General features: G+C 32.2%; 15 protein-coding genes, 2 tRNA genes, 2 pseudogenes and 1 other annotated feature. Of the genes and pseudogenes, 4 read left to right on the top strand and 15 right to left on the bottom strand.

Annotation, left to right across the window (positions count from 1 at the left end; genetic code table 11):
- From SA378_RS01820 to SA378_RS01795, 6 genes are all read right to left on the bottom strand, one after another.
- Positions 1 to 1,600 (bottom strand): phospho-sugar mutase (locus SA378_RS01820; RefSeq protein WP_318524282.1); only part of this gene is annotated, 1,600 nt, incomplete at its 3' end.
- Positions 1,601 to 1,610: 10 nt separating this feature from the next.
- Positions 1,611 to 2,477 (bottom strand): UTP--glucose-1-phosphate uridylyltransferase GalU, encoded by an 867-nt coding sequence (galU, locus tag SA378_RS01815; RefSeq protein WP_318524281.1) that lies wholly within the window; start codon positions 2,475 to 2,477, stop codon positions 1,611 to 1,613.
- A 67-nt stretch (positions 2,478 to 2,544) separates the two neighbouring features.
- On the bottom strand, positions 2,545 to 3,576 hold the full coding sequence (locus SA378_RS01810) for a rod shape-determining protein MreB (RefSeq protein WP_318524280.1): 1,032 nt from the start codon (positions 3,574 to 3,576) through the stop codon (positions 2,545 to 2,547).
- A gap of 191 nt (positions 3,577 to 3,767) precedes the next feature.
- Positions 3,768 to 4,919 carry a ribose-phosphate pyrophosphokinase gene (locus SA378_RS01805; protein WP_318524279.1) on the bottom strand — a complete coding sequence of 384 codons (1,152 nt, stop codon included), beginning with the start codon at positions 4,917 to 4,919 and terminating at the stop codon, positions 3,768 to 3,770.
- 165 nt (positions 4,920 to 5,084) lie between these two features.
- Positions 5,085 to 6,284, bottom strand: a complete 1,200-nt coding sequence (locus SA378_RS01800) for an ATP-binding protein (RefSeq protein ID WP_318524278.1) — start codon at positions 6,282 to 6,284, stop codon at positions 5,085 to 5,087.
- 149 nt (positions 6,285 to 6,433) lie between these two features.
- Positions 6,434 to 6,509: transfer RNA gene (locus SA378_RS01795), tRNA-Lys, on the bottom strand.
- Positions 6,510 to 6,683: 174 nt separating this feature from the next.
- Here SA378_RS01795 and SA378_RS01790 point away from each other — a divergent pair.
- Positions 6,684 to 7,931 (top strand): pyridoxal phosphate-dependent aminotransferase, encoded by a 1,248-nt coding sequence (locus SA378_RS01790; protein WP_318524277.1) that lies wholly within the window; start codon positions 6,684 to 6,686, stop codon positions 7,929 to 7,931.
- A gap of 113 nt (positions 7,932 to 8,044) precedes the next feature.
- On the opposite strand, the pseudogene ftsH reads toward SA378_RS01790, so the two are convergent.
- The 4 genes and pseudogenes from ftsH to SA378_RS01770 all read right to left on the bottom strand — a co-directional run bounded on the left by ftsH (position 8,045) and on the right by SA378_RS01770 (position 13,372).
- Positions 8,045 to 9,865, bottom strand: a pseudogene (ftsH, locus tag SA378_RS01785) (ATP-dependent zinc metalloprotease FtsH).
- A 163-nt stretch (positions 9,866 to 10,028) separates the two neighbouring features.
- Positions 10,029 to 11,414, bottom strand: coding sequence for an MATE family efflux transporter (locus SA378_RS01780; protein WP_318524276.1), 1,386 nt, complete (start codon positions 11,412 to 11,414; stop codon positions 10,029 to 10,031).
- A gap of 162 nt (positions 11,415 to 11,576) precedes the next feature.
- Positions 11,577 to 12,830 (bottom strand): argininosuccinate synthase, encoded by a 1,254-nt coding sequence (locus SA378_RS01775; RefSeq protein ID WP_318524275.1) that lies wholly within the window; start codon positions 12,828 to 12,830, stop codon positions 11,577 to 11,579.
- Between the two features lie 113 nt (positions 12,831 to 12,943).
- Positions 12,944 to 13,153, bottom strand: a binding site (T-box leader).
- A gap of 143 nt (positions 13,154 to 13,296) precedes the next feature.
- Positions 13,297 to 13,372 (bottom strand) — tRNA-Val (locus SA378_RS01770).
- Between the two features lie 146 nt (positions 13,373 to 13,518).
- On the opposite strand from SA378_RS01770, the gene SA378_RS01765 reads away from it, so the two are divergent.
- The 3 genes and pseudogenes from SA378_RS01765 to SA378_RS01755 form a co-directional block, all read left to right on the top strand.
- Entirely contained in the window at positions 13,519 to 13,713 is a 195-nt protein-coding gene (locus tag SA378_RS01765; protein ID WP_318524274.1) for a spore coat associated protein CotJA, read from the top strand.
- A 3-nt stretch (positions 13,714 to 13,716) separates the two neighbouring features.
- Positions 13,717 to 13,992 carry a spore coat protein CotJB gene (locus tag SA378_RS01760; protein ID WP_318524273.1) on the top strand — a complete coding sequence of 92 codons (276 nt, stop codon included), beginning with the start codon at positions 13,717 to 13,719 and terminating at the stop codon, positions 13,990 to 13,992.
- A gap of 35 nt (positions 13,993 to 14,027) precedes the next feature.
- Positions 14,028 to 14,222: pseudogene (locus SA378_RS01755) on the top strand (manganese catalase family protein); the annotation flags it as partial.
- A gap of 96 nt (positions 14,223 to 14,318) precedes the next feature.
- Here SA378_RS01755 and SA378_RS01750 read toward each other — a convergent pair.
- The 5 genes from SA378_RS01750 to SA378_RS01730 all read right to left on the bottom strand — a co-directional run.
- The gene (locus tag SA378_RS01750) at positions 14,319 to 15,068 is read right to left on the bottom strand and encodes a Bro-N domain-containing protein (protein ID WP_318524272.1); all 750 of its coding nucleotides are present in this window, start codon (positions 15,066 to 15,068) and stop codon (positions 14,319 to 14,321) included.
- 122 nt (positions 15,069 to 15,190) lie between these two features.
- Positions 15,191 to 15,364 carry a ribbon-helix-helix protein, CopG family gene (locus SA378_RS01745; protein WP_318524271.1) on the bottom strand — a complete coding sequence of 58 codons (174 nt, stop codon included), beginning with the start codon at positions 15,362 to 15,364 and terminating at the stop codon, positions 15,191 to 15,193.
- Between the two features lie 659 nt (positions 15,365 to 16,023).
- Positions 16,024 to 16,920, bottom strand: a complete 897-nt coding sequence (locus SA378_RS01740; protein WP_318524270.1) for an Abi family protein — start codon at positions 16,918 to 16,920, stop codon at positions 16,024 to 16,026.
- A gap of 269 nt (positions 16,921 to 17,189) precedes the next feature.
- Positions 17,190 to 17,831, bottom strand: coding sequence for an N-acetylmuramoyl-L-alanine amidase family protein (locus SA378_RS01735; RefSeq protein ID WP_318524269.1), 642 nt, complete (start codon positions 17,829 to 17,831; stop codon positions 17,190 to 17,192).
- Positions 17,828 to 18,211, bottom strand: a 384-nt coding sequence (locus tag SA378_RS01730) for a phage holin family protein (protein ID WP_318524268.1), incomplete at its 5' end; no start/stop codon positions are given. The genes SA378_RS01730 and SA378_RS01735, both read right to left, overlap by 4 nt.

The following is an 18,211-nucleotide window of genomic DNA, read 5'->3' as shown; positions in this document are numbered from 1 at the left end:
ATTTAGGCTCAGTTCCTGAAGGTCTAAGCACAAGCCATGATCCATCTTCAAAACAAAATTTCAATACATCAGATTTTGGATAGTTTAAGCTTTCAGTTTTACCGGTTGTAAGATCTAAGGCAATACCCATTCTATAATCATAAATATAAGGTATGTTTTTCCCTGCCAATGAACTCAGTTTGTTTTCCCTGAAATTTTCCATTATGGCTTTCATTTTACTTTGTCCTGATACCCCGGCAAATGTCAGAGAAATTGTTTCTTCTATATAATAACCATGTTCTCCATAAATTTCCTTAAGAACATCTAATAATATTTTCCCTTTTTTCTTATAATATGCAGCCATCTCGCAAATGAGCATGGAAGCTATGACGGCATCCTTGTCCCTTACAAACGTGCCTGCCAAATATCCATAACTTTCCTCATAACCAAATACAAAATTATACTCTTTTGTGTCCTCAAAATTTTGCATTAATTCAGCTATATATTTAAAACCTGTCAAAGTATCAAAAGCAGCTACCTTATATTTAGATGCTATGCTTCTGCCAATTTCACTTGTTACAACAGTTTTTACAATTGCACCATTTTTAGGAATTTTCCCTTGTTCATGCAAAGTGCTGAGAACATAATTTAAAAGCAATGCTCCTGTTTGATTGCCGTTTAACGGCACATATTCATTGTTGTGATTTTTAACAACCAGTCCTACTCTGTCGCAATCCGGATCTGTTCCTAAAATAATTTCGCCATTTAATTCTTGAGCTTTTTTAATGGCAATTTCAAATGCGCTTATTTCTTCAGGATTAGGTGATTTTACTGTTGAAAACTGAGGATCTGGTTCTTCCTGTTCTTTTACTGTATAAACATTTTTATATTTTAATTCATCCAAAACTCTTCTGACAAGTTTGTTGCCTGTTCCGTGTAATGGGGTGTATATTATATTTATATTTTTATCAACATCTGTTCTTAAACTTAATTTTTTAACTTCATTTATGTATGCTGTATCTAATTCATTTCCAATTATTTCTATTTTGTCATTTTCATCAAACTGGGATAGTTTTATATCCTTAAGTTTTACATCATTGATTTTTTTAATAATTGTATCTGCATCCTTTACAACCTGACCGCCATATTCGTCATACACTTTGTAACCGTTGTATTCAGGAGGATTATGGCTAGCTGTTATAACAACACCTGCCTTGCATCCAAAATATCTTACTGCGTAAGAAAGTTCAGGGGTAGGTCTTAAACTTTCAAATAAGTACACTTTTATATTATTTGCAGCAAAAACACATGCAGTTTTTTCAGCAAATTCTTTAGACATGTTTCTGGAATCATATGCAATTGCGGCGCTTATATTATCATCTTTATACTTCTCATTTAAATAATCAGCAATACCTTGAGTTGCTTTGGCAACAGTGATAAAATTCATGCGATTGGTTCCTGCACCTATTTTGCCTCGCATGCCTCCTGTGCCAAATTCCAATTCTTTATAAAATCTATCCTCAACCTCATTGTCCATTTTTTGAATTTTCTTCAATTCTTCTTTTAAGTCTTCATCTACAAACGGACTATCCAGCCATACTTCTAATTTTTCCCTGTACATATTACACCCCTTAATTTAAATTTAATTTATTTAAATAGGATTTAAAACTATCCTTCAAATCATCTCTTTTAAGAGCAAAGTCCACCGTAGCTTCAAGAAAACCAATCTTGCTTCCAACATCGTATCTTCTGCCTTCAAATATATATGCAAAAACTTCTTCAATATTACAAAGACTTTTCAAAGCATCTGTAAGCTGAATTTCACCACCAACACCTATTTTAGTATTTTCAAGCAATTCAAATATTTTAGGAGTTATTATGTATCTTCCAAGTATTGCAATATTTGTAGGAGCTTTTTCAACTTGAGGCTTTTCCACCAAGTCTTTCACAGTGTAAATTTTGTCATTAACTTTGCTGCCTGAAACAATACCGTACTTGTTAACATTTTCCCACGATACCGGCTGCACTCCAAGAATTGTAGAATTATATTGTTCAAACATTTCTATCATTTGCTTAAGACAAGGTTTTTGCGAATCAACAATATCATCACCTAAAAGTACAGCAAATGGTTCATTTCCTACAAATGATTTTGCACAATAAACTGCATGGCCAAGGCCAAGTGGATTTTTTTGTCTAACTGTATGTATATTAACCATTTTAGAAATTTTTCTTACTTCTTCTAATAATTCTTCTTTGTTGTTTTTTTCTAAATTATATTCCAATTCCACTGCTCTGTCAAAGTGCTCTTCAATGGAACCCTTGTTTCTGCCTGTTATAATTAAAACATCTTCTATGCCAGAAGCAATTACTTCCTCGACTATGTATTGAATTGTCGGTTTGTCAACTATCGGCAGCATTTCTTTTGGAATTGACTTTGTTGCCGGTAAAAATCGTGTGCCAAGTCCGGCTGCCGGTATAACTGCTTTTTTAATCTTCATAATTTACCTCTTTTTCATAATAACAATCAATAGATTAAGCAAACTTAACCTATTGATATTTATTTTTTTAAGATGCGCTGTAGTTTGTTTTTACATTTTCTGTAATTAATGAATCCTTCAATACATCCATATGTTCCAATGATTGTCCTGTGCCTTTTGCAACACATGAAATAGCATCTTCTGCAATAGTTACATTTAAACCTGTTCTTTTTCCAATTAATTTGTCAAGACCGCGAATCAAGCAACCTCCACCAGTCATTACAATACCTTTTTCGCTTATATCCGCAGCAAGTTCAGGAGGTGTTTTTTCTAGAACTGAATGAACAGCATCTGCTATCGAAGTAATTGTTTCTTCTAAAGCTTCTAACATATCTGAAGACGATATTGTCAAATTAACCGGAAGTCCTGTTACAAGATTTCTTCCTCTTATTTCCATGAACATTTCTTCTTCTTCAGGAAATGCAGTTCCAATGCTTATTTTAAGTTCTTCTGCACTTCTTAAACCTATCATCACATTATATTTTTTCCTTACATATCTTACTATTGCTTCATCACACTTGTCTCCAGCAACTTTAATCGATCTGCTTACTACAATACCACCAAGTGATATTACAGCAATATCTGTAGTTCCCCCACCCATATCTATAATCATATTTCCTGAAGGTTTTGTTATATCTAGTCCTGCCCCAATAGCTGCAGCTACAGGTTCTTCAATGAGAAATGTTTTCTTTGCACCTGCATTCATACTTGCTTCAAGTACAGCTCTTTTTTCAACTTCTGTAACACCACTTGGAACACATATGATAACCCTTGGTTTTATGATCGAATTTCCAACTGCTTTTTTTATGAAATATTTCAACATTTTTTCTGTAATGTCAAAATCTGATATTACACCGTCTCTCAAAGGCCTTATAGCAACAATATTTCCTGGTGTACGACCAAGCATCTTTCTTGCTTCTTCTCCAACCTCTAAAATTTTATTAGTATTTGTATCTATTGCAACAACAGAAGGTTCATTTATTACTATTCCCTTACCTTTTATATATACCAATACACTGGCAGTACCAAGATCTATTCCAATGTCCATTCTGAAACTCATTTTTATCCTCCTGAAATAAATTCCTATTCTTATATTTTTCTACTTTATATTCAAATTATGCAAAATATCATCTTAAGTTATAATGATAAAAATTATAACATACAATCTATTAAATTTCAATTTTTTTGTTTTTGTATATATAAATTGCTAAAAATAAAAATGTCTGCTTTTAACAGACATTTTTATTTTTGCTATTTAAGCAGTTTTTTTATTTTTTGAACAGGGTCTAAAAGTTCACTTAAAGATCTGTCATAATTTAAAGTATCTATTATATTTGCAATGTATTTTGACATATCAACTTCAGTATACCAAGGTCTTTCTTTAAGTTCAGTCTTTCTGTAAATCATGTTCGTAGTAAATATTCTAGTTATCATACCATCTTCAAAGGCTTTGTCGAATTTCGCTAATCCTTCTGTAAATAATCCAAAAGCTGAGAAAATATAAACATTTCTAACCTTTCTTTCTTTTAACTTTTTAGCAACATCAATCATCGAATCGCCTGAAGCAATCATGTCATCAACTACAATTACATCTTTACCCTCAACATTATCACCTAAGAATTCATGGCTGATAACCGGATTTTTCCCATTGACTATAACTGAATAATCTCTTCTTTTATAAAACATCCCCAGGTCAAGTCCCATGACAGAAGAATAATACATACATCTTGACATTCCTCCCTCATCCGGAGAAATAACCATAAGATGATTTCTGTCAATTACTGCATTCGGAACATTTTTAACAAATGCTTTTATCATTTGATAATGTGGATGAAAATCTTCAAAACCGTGGAGAGGTATTGCATTTTGTACTCTCGGGTCATGAATATCAAAGGAAATTATATTTTCAACTCCCATATTTGTCAATTCCTGCAATGCTAAAGCACAATCCAAAGATTCTCTTGTAGCCCTCTTATGTTGTCTTCCTTCATAAAGCATCGGCATTATTACAGTAATACGCTTTGCTTTACCATTCATTGCTGCAATTATTCTTTTTAAATCCTGATAATGGTCATCCGGACTCATTGGCACATCCATACCATACATTTTAAATGAAACTCCATAATTAAATACATCTGATATTATAAATATGTCATGGCCTCTTACTGTTTCATTAATTACGCCCTTTGCCTCTCCTGATCCAAATCTTGGACATACAGCGTCAAGTAAATATGTTCTTACAGGATTTGAACCCTCTGAATATATAACCCCATTATTGTCCTGTCTCCACTCTTTCAAATAATAGTCTATTCTTGCCGCTATTTCTTCGCAACCTCTCATTGCAACAATTGACAAATCCCCAAATGGTTTAGGTTCAGCATACACATAATCATTTATATTCATTTTCTCCTCCTGAATATACCTATTATATTATTTCACATTCATTTTTCTTTTACATTCTATCAAAAATTTATCAATTGTCAAAACAAAGTGCCATAAATATTGTTAAATTATCTTAACAAAAAAAACTACGATAAAACAATATTTGTTTTATTATAGTTTTTTGGTTTATATGTAAATTTTAGCTATGTGGGTAGACAGTTCTTCAGATGTGAAAGGTTTCTCAATTATGATTGAACCATTTTTTTTAAGTTCCTCATATTCCGTCTGCTGTGCATATCCTGTAATAAATATAGCAAATGAATTTTCATTTACTTCTTTCATATATTCAAAAAGTTTGTTGCCTGTCATCACCGGCATTGATATGTCAATAACTGAAAAGGCAATTTTACTATTATTTTCATTGTAATATTCCAAAGCCATCATTGGACTGTCAAACTTTATTACATCATATCCTAAATCTTCAAGCATTTCAGCTTCAATATCCAATACATTTATATCATCATCAACTAACATTATAATATTGCTTTCTATTTCTTTTTGTAAACTCTCATTTTGTTTTACTGTCTTTTTATAAACAGGCAAAAATACTTCGAAAGTTGTACCACTGTTTGTTTTACTTTTTACATTAATAGCACCTGAATGAGATTTCACTGTACCAAAAACAACTGAAAGACCCAGTCCTGTTCCTTTTGTTTTATTTTTCGTAGTAAAATAAGGTTCAAATATTTTATCTAATACTTCTTCTCTTATTCCTACTCCATTATCCTTGACATAAATTTTAATGTACGTCCCTGGTTTTAAAATTTCTCCGTGACTTAACACCATCTCAGAAATTACTACTGAATCCTCAGTACCAATTTGTATTTTGCCAAAAGAATCATCTAAGGAATCTTTTGAATTCAATATCAAATTTATAATAGAACTTTCAATTTGTGATTCGTCACCAAGTATAACTTTGTTCATTGCGCCATAACTATAACTTAATTCTATTTCTTTGCTTATTATTGAATCTATCATTTTGTACATGTTATCCATAACACTTTTTAAATTAATTGGTTTGTTTATGCTGCTTTCTTTCTTAGAAAACATAAGAATTTTTTTAGTTAAATTTGAAGTACTTTGAGAAATATGAATAATCCTTTCTGCATATTCTTTAATCCTTGCTAAATCATCTGTTTTCTGAATCATTGTAGCATTTCCTATAATACTCATCAATTGATTATTGAAGTCATGTGCAATTCCTCCAGCAAGTTGCCCAAGTGCCTCCATTTTCTCACTTTGTACTTTTGCAATTTGTTTCATGTTTTCATTATTTACATCTTCAATCTTTTGTTCTTCAATCTCTTGTTCTTCAATCATTAACATTTGTTCCCCTTCGCTTCGCTATTATTTTTATTCTAATACAATATACAATTAAATTAAAGCAGATTTTGTTGAAAAATGTTGAAAACAAAAAGAAAAATAAAAAAAAAGCAACATCCAACGTCGCTAAGAGCGTCAGATGTTGTTTGTAATGGTGATCCATCGGCGATTCGAACGCCGGACACCTTGATTAAAAGTCAAGTGCTCTGCCGACTGAGCTAATGGATCAATGATTAACAGCTTTTATATAATACCCCCCTTGTATATTCTTGTCAATATTTTTTTATTAAATTTACATTTTTAATAATTTTTCTCCTATACCTATCTATGCCATTCATATATTGACTTATAATTTTTATAATGATAGAATTAATGTAATAATAATACTAACGAGGTGATACTATGTCATTTAATATGGTAGCAAATCACGCCATATGGCCTAAAGTAAACGATGCAATCTTTGGACTTGCGGCAAAAGCAAAAGAAGCAATTGACAAATACGGTAGAGAAAAAGTAATCGATTCAACTCTTGGAGCACTGGTTGATGACGATGGAAATCTAATTTGCTTAGAAACTGTATACAGCGAATTGAAATCTCTGCCAAATGCTGATATAGCTGCATATGCTCAGGTTGCAGGACAGCCAGACTTCCTTGAAGCAGTTCAAAAAACTTGTTTTAAAGAATATAGGCCAAATGCTCACATTAGAGCAGTTGCAACACCTGGAGGAACAGGTTCTATACGACATTCCATCTATAATTATACAAATCCTGGTGATTCAGTCTTGGTATGCGACTGGTTCTGGTCACCTTACGTTACAATATCAGAAGAATTTGGAAGGACAGTTTCAACTTTTGAATTATTTAATGAGAAAGGCGAATTTAACATAATATCATTCAAAGAAAAATTTGAAGAACTTTTGAAAAAGCAAAAAAGACTTGTTACTATTTTAAATACTCCGGCAAACAATCCTACAGGATATAGTCTTTCAGACGAAGAATGGGATGAAGTATTAAATATTGCAAAAGAAAATGCAAAAAATCCTGAAAATAGAATAATATTTGTTGTTGACGTAGCTTATATTGACTATGCGGGTATTGGAATGGAAAGAAGAAAATTCTTTACAAAATTTTCTAATCTCCCTGACAATATTTTAATTATTGTTGCTCACAGCATGTCAAAAGGATATACTATGTATGGAATGAGATCCGGAGCAGCAATGGGAATATCTTCAAACAAAGATATCGCTGATGAGTTTTACTATTCTGCCATGCATGCTAACAGAGCCAATTGGTCAAACGGAACAAGGGCTGCAATGTCTATAATGACAAATATTGCAAAAGATCCTGAAAAAACAAAAGCATATGAAGAAGAAGTAAACAAAACAAAGACAATGCTTAGAAATCGCGCCAAAGCATTTGTTGAAGCATCGAAAGAAGTCGGTTTAGAAATATTACCATACAGAGATGGATTCTTTGTGAGCATACCTTGCAGCGATGCAAAAAAAGCATCTGAAGAATTAATTAAGGAAAATCTGTTTGTTATAGCTTTGAAAAAAGGCTTGCGTTTTGCAGTTTGCGCTGTTTCAGAAGAGAAATGCAGAGTTTCTCCTGCTATTATTAAAAAAGTATTGGACAACTTAGAAAAATAAAATGCTTCCTATAAAAATACCAGACTAATGTACGTCATAGTCTGGTAAATTTTCTGCATTTTTTCAATTAGTATCCGCCTTAACTTTATCAAAGATTTTAAATGAAATCAGTTTTATTTATTTAATATTTCCATAAATTCTTCGCCGGTAATAGTTTCTTTTTCTATCAAATAATCGGCCAGCATATAAAGTTTGTCAATATTCTCATTTAGTATATCAGTAGCTTTTTTATGTGCAGTTTTTATTATGTTAAGCACTTCTTCATCAATTCTTCCTGATGTTTCAGAAGAACATGACATGGATGTGTCTGAACTTAAATAAGGATTGTTGACTGTTTCTAATGCCATCATGTCAAAATCTCTACTCATTCCATAGCGTGTTACCATTGCTCTTGCCAACTTAGTAGCTTGTTCAATATCATTTGATGCTCCTGTTGTAAATGTTTTAAAAATTATTTCCTCTGCTGCACGCCCACCAGTAAAAGTTACAATTTTATTAAATGCTTCTTCCTTTGTTACTAATACTCTTTCTTCTTCATCAACTTACATTGTGTAGCCAAGCGCACCTGAAGTTCTAGGAATAATTGTAATTTTATGGACAGGAGCAGATTCAGTTTGTTTTGCTGCGACTAATGCATGACCTATTTCATGAAAAGCTACAATTTTCTTTTCCTTTGGAGAAATCACTGCATTTTTTCTTTGATATCCAGCGATAACAACTTCTACAGATTCCTCCAAATCTTCCTGTGAAGTTTTAACCCTGTTGTTCTTTACTGCTCTTAACGCTCCTTCGTTTATTATGTTGGCTAATTCAGCGCCGCTTGCGCCGGCAGTTGCTCTTGCAACAGCGTTAAAATCGATATTATCATCCATTTGTACACTTTTTGAGTGAACTTTTAAAATTGCTTCACGGCCTGCTAAATCAGGAAGCTCTACCGGTATACGCCTGTCAAATCGTCCTGGCCTTAACAATGCTTTATCCAAAGATTCAGGTCTGTTAGTAGCTGCTAGAATCACAACTCCCTTTTTAGAATCAAATCCATCCATTTCTGTCAACAGCTGATTTAATGTCTGTTCCCTTTCATCATTTCCTCCAATGCTGCCGTTATCTCTTTTTTTACCTATAGTATCAATTTCATCTATAAAAACTATACATGGCGCTTTTTCTTGGGCTTGCTTAAATAAATCTCTGACTTTTGCAGCACCCATACCAACGAACATTTCAACAAACTCCGAACCTGAAATTGAGAAAAACGGTACTTTAGCTTCTCCTGCCACCGCTTTAGCCAGCAATGTTTTTCCTGTTCCCGGAGGTCCAACCAGCAATGCACCCTTTGGCATAGATGCACCTATTGCTTCATATTTTTTAGGATTATGCAGGAAATCTACTATTTCCGTCAAAGCTTCTTTAGCTTCATCTTGACCAGCTACATCGTCAAAAGTTTTTCCGGTCTGAGCTTCCACGTATATTTTTGCATTGCTTTTTCCAAACTGCATTACGCCTGAACCCATCTTTTTCTGAAGCTGCTTAGATAGAAGTTGGCCAAGACCTACGAATATTAATAACGGTAATACCCATGACAAAATCGCATTTAGTAAAATCGAATTTTCTTCTGGAATTACACTGCCAAATTCAATTTTTGTACTTGAAGCAAGCAATCTGTCAACTAAATTTGGATCATCCATTTTACCTGTTATAAAAATGTTGCCTTCATTTGTTTTCGTCAAAAATGCTATTTGATTTTGTTGAATTTCTACTTTTGACACATCACCAGATTCAACCATTGATAAAAAAGTTCCATAATCCACTTCGTTTATCTCTGATTGAATTTTATTAACATACGGGAATACAAGCGCATTCAGTAATATGATTACAAACATTACTATCATATAATAATAAATAAACGGTTTTTTATTATCTTTATGTTCTTTCATTAAGTCCTCCCCATAAATATACTTATTCATTAAATTATCTATAATTTTTATATAACTAGATACAAGTATATTTCTTATTCATTAAACCAATCTTAATTATATTTATATAAAATAAAAATACCCTATAGAAGAATTGATTTATTCCTCCAGGGTATTAGTCTTATCATTCTTTAATTATAGAATTATCTATGAGCTTTTGTGATTTAGTTTTCCATTTACCAGACATATAATACGGAACAGTAATCAACAGCCAAAAAATCCATCCCACCCCGTAACTTAAAAACATATATTCTTTTCCATAATTTGCTGCTATGTAATAGGCAGCAGGTAATCTTCCAAGCCACAGAGATACTATAGCCCCAATCATTGGAACTACAGACTCTCCTGCTCCCCTTATAACTGCGTTCAGCGTAAAAACAATAGCCAAAAGTGAAATTATTGGCATGACATTATTTAAGTATATCATTCCGGCATCTATAACTGCAGAATCAGAGTTAAACAATGCCAAAATAGATGGTCCCAAAGGTATAACAATAAGTGCCATTAAACAAACTATTACAGATAAAGTTATTGCAGCGACAGTTCCTTGATGAACTCTGTCCATTCTTCCGGCCCCTATATTTTGACCTGTGTAAGTAGTTACTGCATTGCTGAAGCTTTGAATAGGCATGAATGCAAACGTATCAATTTTGTTTGCTACGTTAAATCCTGCTATAAAATCCGAACCATAGCTGTTTACAAGAGATTGAAGACTCATTATTCCGATAGAAAACAATATTTGCTGTATTCCTGTAGGAAGACCAAGCTTAAGTATTTTTTTAAAAATTTCTTTGTCGAAATAGAATTCCAATATATGAAAATTAAGCACCTCATATTTATTTCGCATATATATAACACCAAATATCCAAGAAAACATCTGAGCGATTATTGTCGCTACAGCTACTCCTGCCACTCCCCACCGAAATGCCAAAACAAATATTAAATCCAAAACTATGTTCATTACCGTAGCAATAGCTAAAAATAAAAGAGATGACCTGCTGTCTCCAAAACCTTGCAGTATCCCTGAATTAATATTAAAACCAAAAGATCCAACCATTCCTGCAAATATTATCATCATATATTGTTTAGCCATGGGCAGAATGTCTGCAGGCGTATTAATTAAATTTAAAATAGGTTCACATAGAATAAATCCAATTATTGATACTGGAATTGAACTCAATATCATTGCTGTATAAATTGTCTGGGATGTTTTTCTTACATTGTTCATATCTCCAGCACCGACATACTGAGAAATAAGTACTGTTGCACCTATACCAAGACCTATAAACATAGCAGCCATCATAAATATTATAGGAAAACCCGTTCCTACTGCTGCCAGTGCTGTTTTGCCAACATAATTACCAACTACAATGCTGTCAACCATGTTGTAAAGCTGTTGAAAAACATTGCCGACAAGCATTGGAAATGCAAAAGCAAGGATTATTTTGAAAGGACTTCCTTCTGTCATTAAGTTCATTGTTATATTTTCATCTTTGTTTTTTAATTTCAATCAATCACCCCCACTAATATAAGCCAGTATAGTATACCATATATTTATATAAATACAAAATACAATTTAGACTTGAATTAATCATAAAAAAAAACTCCAAGTAGATAGTCTATTTAATTAATTAGACTGTCTACTTTGGAGGTATCATATCATTTCTCTCTATTATTCTTTGAAGCTATATACTACTTCTGTTGAATTTTTTTTGTTTTTATTCATTTCATTTAATGCTTGAATTTTGTAAGGAAGACTGTACAAATGAATGAATCCGGTTGCATCCTTTTGGTCATACAAATCTCCTGTGCTGAATGAAGAAATTGATTCATTATACAATGCATTTTCTGATTTCATTCCAGCAAATTTAATAGTTCCTTTATATAATTTCAACTTTACCGTTCCTGTAACTTTTTCTTGAGTTGAATCTATGAATGCATCAAAAGCATCCTTAAGTCCGCTAAACCACATTGCATTGTATACTAACTCTGCATATTTTTGACCTATAGTTTCTTTAAAATGTGCAGTTTCTTTTTCCAAAACAAAGCTTTCAAGATATTTGTGAGCTTCAAGCAATACTGTACCGCCAGGAGTTTCATATATTCCTCTTGATTTCATACCAACCAGTCTGTTCTCAAGAAGGTCAATAACGCCAATTCCATGATTTCCGCCTATTTTATTTAATGCCTTAAGCATATCTTCACCGTTTAATTTTTCGCCATTTAATTTAACCGCTATTCCTTTTTCAAATTCTATTTCAACATATTCAGCTGTATCAGGAGCTTTTTCAACAGTGTTAGTCATCATTAAAAGCTCATCAAAGTCTGGTTCGTTTGCAGGATTTTCCAGCATACCGCCCTCATGACTTATATGAAGAATATTTTGGTCACGAGAATATATTCTTTTCTTTGTTATTCCGTTAAGGTCGATATTTTTCGATTCTGCATAATCAATTGCTTCTTCTCTTGAAGAAATATCCCATATACGCCATGGCGCTATAATCTTTATAGTTGGATCTAAAGCCGCTATAGCTACTTCCAGACGAACTTGGTCATTTCCTTTTCCCGTACATCCATGAGCAATATATTTTGCTCCTTCCTTGTGAGCTACTTCAACAAGTTTTTTTGCAATTAATGGTCTTGCATAAGCAGTTCCCAATAAATACTTGCCTTCATATGCAGCATTTGCTTTAATTCCTTTATATACATATTCTTCAACAAATTCATTTACAACATTTTCTATATATACTTTGCTTGCTCCTGAAGAAATTGCCTTCTTTTGAACAAAGTCCATGTTATCTTCCTGTCCAACATTTACACAACATGCTATAATATCTAAATAATTGTAATTCTCCTTTATCCATGGGATAATGATTGAAGTGTCTAATCCCCCTGAATATGCTAATACTACTTTTTCTTTTTCCATTTCCATCCTCCGATTTTGCATTTAGTTTTTTAGTTTCAATGATTAATTTTACGTATATTTATTCAGTGATTGTTTTTAAATAAATTCAAAATTTGACATAAAAAAACTGCTTATAAAGAGGCAGTGATTACACCGCGGTACCACTCTTTTTCTAAACAGCTATCTTGCTCTTTCATTTTAACGGTATTTAACCGTATTCTCATACTGCTACTTCTGAGAATCTCTTCATGGATTCTTTTCAATTAAATTACACTGCCGAACTCGCACTCTGTTCCGACTCGCTGAAGTTTTATTTAATCTACTGTTCCAATCATCAAATTATACATAATATATCATTTTTATACGATTATATGCTCTGGCTTCTAATTTGTCAACATATTTTTTTAAAAAATTTCAACAAATAAAAAAAAGATGTCTCCATCCCTATCTACTGTTTGCATATACACAATCTCGAGTTTCAAATTAGTGGTGGGAACTATAGGGCTCGAACCTATGACCCCCTGCTTGTAAGGCAGATGCTCTCCCAACTGAGCTAAGCTCCCACATCTTTCAACAATGTCAATGTTACCATAATTTTTCATAATTGTCAATGGAAAAGTCACTAATCACTTTTAAATGAATAAAATAGATATAACTATTGATTAATTTACGAAATAGTAGAAATATTCATCAGAAAGGAATGAAGATATTGAATAAAAATGATAATGACAACTATGTACCAATGGTGCCATATATGCCTGAAAACCCATTGGTCGGTTATGGATATGTGCCTTACCAGATAAATCCTCGATACTTTAACAATTTAAATGAAACTTTTATTCAAGGTACCGTCTACCCGGATTTAGTAACTCCATATTTAGAATTTCTTCGCAAAGGAGTGTAGAATATGATTAATAATGAAAGAAACAACAAAATGTCGATTCATCAGCATGCAATGCTCAGTAATATACAAAAACTACAGTTTGCTGTATTAGACCTTGCGCTTTTTTTAGATACGCATCCGAATGATTTAGTTGCACTTTACAGGCACAACGAATACGCTACGCAGCTAAAGCAGTACCGCGAAGCATATGAAGCTCAATACGGTCCAATGTGCATTATGACCGCTGATACAAGTGACACATGGCGTTATATAAACAGCCCATGGCCTTGGGAAATGTAAAAATTAAATTCAATCAGAAAGGAATGATTTAATCTATGTTCATATATGACAAAAAATTACAATACCCTGTAAGAGTTACAAACAAAGATGTAAAAATGGCTAAGGCTGTTTTAAATCAATATGGCGGTGCTGATGGCGAAGCGAGTGCAAGTATGAATTATTTAACTCAAAGATTCAGTATGCCTTTAAATGAAACAAAAGGATTATTGACAGATATAGGTACTGAAGAATGCGTTCCAAGGGGATATCTGTAGGTGAATTATATTGAAATTTCAATATTTAAGTAGCTACTTATATTATACTATTTTTTATAAATTTGTAAACAATTATTCTAATAAAAATTTATTCATGTACTTCTTATGGATTAAATTTAGAGCTTGAACATATACATATATTGAACCATATTTTATTTTGTCGCTTATTTCTGTATCTTTGCTTATTTCTAATATTTTTAGCTTGCACTGGTATTCAGACATTTCAGAAGCTATTTCATTAATCAATTCATCAATTTCATAATCAACTTTACTTTTAGTTTCATTAGTTTTTTCAAATAGATTTATTCCCATTGCTTGATAAATATTTTTTACTGCCTGCAGCTTTGTTTTTCCAGAAACTCCCGCCTCATCCATTATGTTTGCAATAAAAGCTGATTGTTCATAAGCCTTATTTAAGTTTTCAGGGTTTATTTCAATTTGTTTTATTTCTTCTTGCAGGTTGGTTAGTCCATAATATCCTTTAGTTCTTATTTCTTCTACAACATCCCAAACCCAGTCCATAAATTTATCTGCTTTTGGTTGACGACTGAGACGACAGATTTCATAGATACCTTTATAGGAATATAGCGTTGTATTATACAGTTTACCATCAGTACCGTTCAACTTGAACGATACTGAAAATTTATCTAATCGTTCTTTATTTCTTTTATGTAAAAGTCTAATTGCATCATTAGGATTTTTATATTCTAAAGCACTCCCTATTTGTTCTCTTGTCATAAAAAGTTCATTATCATTATTTTGATAAAAATCAAGTTCTATTTCGCCAAAATTTTCAGATTTAATAATTTCTAAATTATCCATATTTTATCTCCTCTCAATTTTTGTTGAAAGAAGTATCTATCTATGATATAATATATTTCATAGAAGGTAACTTCTTGGGGAGTATTCTGTTACAGTTTTGCGGACGGTGCAGGATACTCTTTTTATTTTTTTAAATCGTCCTCCAAATTTTTTATTGCTCTTCGAGTTGCCTCTCCCTTATCAATTTCTTCTTGAATACAGTATCTTTCTAATATATCTACTGATTTTTCGTCAAGGCGAACGGTTATTCTTACATTTTTAGGATTATCCGTAGGACGACCTATTTTTTTTGCCAAACAATTCAGCTCCTTTCGTCTGACATAATTATATAATTTTGTCGGACGAAAGTCAAGCGTTATTTTAAAATTTTTTACAATAAAAAAGCAGCTCCAATATATATGAGTTGCTAAGAAAATTAAGTTTTATTATATTTTTATCTAAAGAGTTAATAAATTTGTTTTTTAATTTATTTTTGCCCCATCAGATGAGCAGACATAGTCTACCCAAATGATTAATACTAAAGATATCTTATAAATAATAAAATTATTATAAAGATAACTTTTTCGCTAACAAATAAATTAATAAGCAATTTTATTCCTCCTCTCATTTATATTTATTTTGCTTTATTAAGTTATTTATATACCAATTTCAAAAAATATTTGTTTTGCTATTAATATAAGCATAGACTGAAAACCATTCCCTCCGGCCTTATTGTTTTTAGTAACATACCTACAGTACAAGCATATTATATATTAAAGCCACTCGTTAAATACGCTGGCTGAAATCCTTAGTGGACTAAAAAATAAGAGGGTTGAACCACAATAATACATGTTTGGTTACCCTCATTTTTTATATAAAAAACTCCGGATTGCTCCGGAGTCAGACCTGCACTGTTACGCATCTTAGAGAGGCTTTGCAGGGACTGTTATTAACTAGTATGCCCGATTTTTATAATTTATACCTTTGTTATGTATTCCATCCAATTTTTAGGAAAACCATAATGAGCAATATCGACAAACGGATATTTTTCTAACAATTTTTCAAGTTTATCTATAAAATTAAACCATACATTATTATCAAGAACGAGTTTTTTAGCAACAAATAGATATATAAACAACCTTTTTGAGATTTTTTGAATCTCTAAACCAGAATTAATAAATTCCTTTTTATCTTTATTGCTTAATCGAAGTGCAAAATTTATATTTTTATTATATATTCTACCTCTATGAGCACATATATTTCTCAAAATAGTGAACCCCTGCAACCAGTTTTCAATATATTCTTCCGTAATCTTATTATAATTGCTTTTACATATTTCTTTTTGAACATCCCAGTTCAAATTTTTAAATAACCTGGAAAGGGTTCCAAACGAAAGCAATTCAACTACAACCCATATTGGAAAATCACCATCATATTTATTCTTGTGATGTTGTATAAATATTTCACTTCTTTCATTTTCCTTAATTGCTTCATTCAAGTCCTTTTGAAATTTAAAAAAACGATCAGAATCAGTAAAATTCTTACTATTTTTATATCCCAATGGCCCATATTTTTTTGAATGACAATATCCTACATAAGTTCTAAATGATACCTCAATGTATTCAAGCAAATATAATAATAAAGCTCTTAGTTCTGCATCAAAATTATATATTTGCATAACATCACTCATCTTAACATCTTTAAAAAATTTATCTTCTTTCCTTAAAGTTAAAGTATATCCACTTAAACGATAGTAATTATAGTGAGATAATGCTCTTTCAGTCTCTGCTTTATCATCTATTATGAGACCACGTTGTTCCAACAAGGTTATTTGTTCTTCTATAGTTTTGAATGGTTTTGTTTTATCTGACATTTACGTCTCCTAAAATCAAAAGGCCCACCTTGTTACGCATTTGATACAAGTATCATCTAGGCTTGGCGGGATCGATTGCTATTACAATACCATGCTTGTCCGGATTTGTCAATATAGCATATTTTGTGTTGAAAACATTTGCATATACTATATATAGAAACTTGTATGTATTGTACTAAAACCATTTACTATAATTAATTTATACCCATATTTTGAATTAAACAACATGTTTTTTAAAAAAATAAAAAAAGACCAGGCATTACGCCTGGCTACTTCACTATCCTATCCAACAATGCAAATACTTCTCCTCGTGTCATGAAGTCATCATATCTGGTATCATTGATTGCAATACCTTTGCTTTCCAAACTCAACTTATGCCCTTCAGCCCAATGAGGCTCCTTAGTAATTTCTATAAAATATTCTTCAATTGCCTTAATATACTTGTCCAAATGCTGCAGTGTATATGCTGGGCAGTTCTTGCCGGACCAGCACTTATGAGCCACCACATTTTCAATTGGAATATTGTACTCTTTCATCAAGTAAGCCACAAATACCTTTGCGGTATTTTCTGATATTTCATCCTCACCTATTTCTATAGCAATGCTAGTTCTGTTACCGGGTCCATTATAACCATCTCCTGCATTCCAGGACACCTCATTAAATGGCAGCTCCTGAAATGCCTTATTACTGATCACTGTAAGATGCCAGCTCTTATAACCATTATAGCTGTCAGCATATTCTGTAAGATTCTCAGCTGAAGCTCCGTTAGCTGCCGGGTTATGAAGTGTTATGTATTGAGGCTTCATGGCAAGCTGAGACCTGGCCAACTTGTTTGTTACTGGAATTAGATCCTGGGCAAATTTAATGCCTGAAACATCAAATTCTGTTATTAGTCCTTTTTCTATTTTCATTCTCCATCACCACCTACAATTGCATCTCCGGCACTATCAATTTTTTCTTTTGCAATTCCTAATACTTTAACTAAAAATGATGGTAGTTCTATTCCCGCATGTTGTAAATTTTCTACATTGGATATAATTTCCCTTATAAGTATCCAAGCCATTACGAGAGCAGTAAACATTATTTTACTTACAATATTAATACCAACTACATCAGCTAATATAAGCAAAGCTTTATCTAACATTAAGGCTAAAACAATCAGCATGCACTGCCCTATCTTTTTATAGATACCATCTAAAACCTTTTTACTTTCTACCTTTTCATCCGTCCTTACTCTTGCAGCATAGATCCTTGTAATAAGATCTGCAAACATAGCTCCAAGTGTAATAAT

This window comes from Sedimentibacter sp. (assembly GCF_033447055.1).
Classification (GTDB): Bacteria; Bacillota; Clostridia; order Tissierellales; family Sedimentibacteraceae; genus Sedimentibacter.
Note: the sequence above shows the minus strand (reverse complement) of the source record. Positions and strands in the feature narration are given on the sequence as shown.

Coding starts and splice junctions, on each gene's coding strand:
- SA378_RS01760 (WP_318524273.1), top strand. CDS start 13,717: ATGATTAATAATGAAAGAAACAACAAAATGTCGATTCATCAGCATGCA.
- SA378_RS01775 (WP_318524275.1), bottom strand. CDS start 12,830: ATGGAAAAAGAAAAAGTAGTATTAGCATATTCAGGGGGATTAGACACT.
- SA378_RS01800 (WP_318524278.1), bottom strand. CDS start 6,284: ATGTTAATGATTGAAGAACAAGAGATTGAAGAACAAAAGATTGAAGAT.
- SA378_RS01735 (WP_318524269.1), bottom strand. CDS start 17,831: ATGAAAATAGAAAAAGGACTAATAACAGAATTTGATGTTTCAGGCATT.
- galU (WP_318524281.1), bottom strand. CDS start 2,477: ATGAAGATTAAAAAAGCAGTTATACCGGCAGCCGGACTTGGCACACGA.
- SA378_RS01805 (WP_318524279.1), bottom strand. CDS start 4,919: ATGAATATAAATGATTATGTGTATGCTGAACCTAAACCATTTGGGGAT.
- SA378_RS01740 (WP_318524270.1), bottom strand. CDS start 16,920: ATGTCAGATAAAACAAAACCATTCAAAACTATAGAAGAACAAATAACC.
- SA378_RS01750 (WP_318524272.1), bottom strand. CDS start 15,068: ATGGATAATTTAGAAATTATTAAATCTGAAAATTTTGGCGAAATAGAA.
- SA378_RS01810 (WP_318524280.1), bottom strand. CDS start 3,576: ATGAGTTTCAGAATGGACATTGGAATAGATCTTGGTACTGCCAGTGTA.
- SA378_RS01790 (WP_318524277.1), top strand. CDS start 6,684: ATGTCATTTAATATGGTAGCAAATCACGCCATATGGCCTAAAGTAAAC.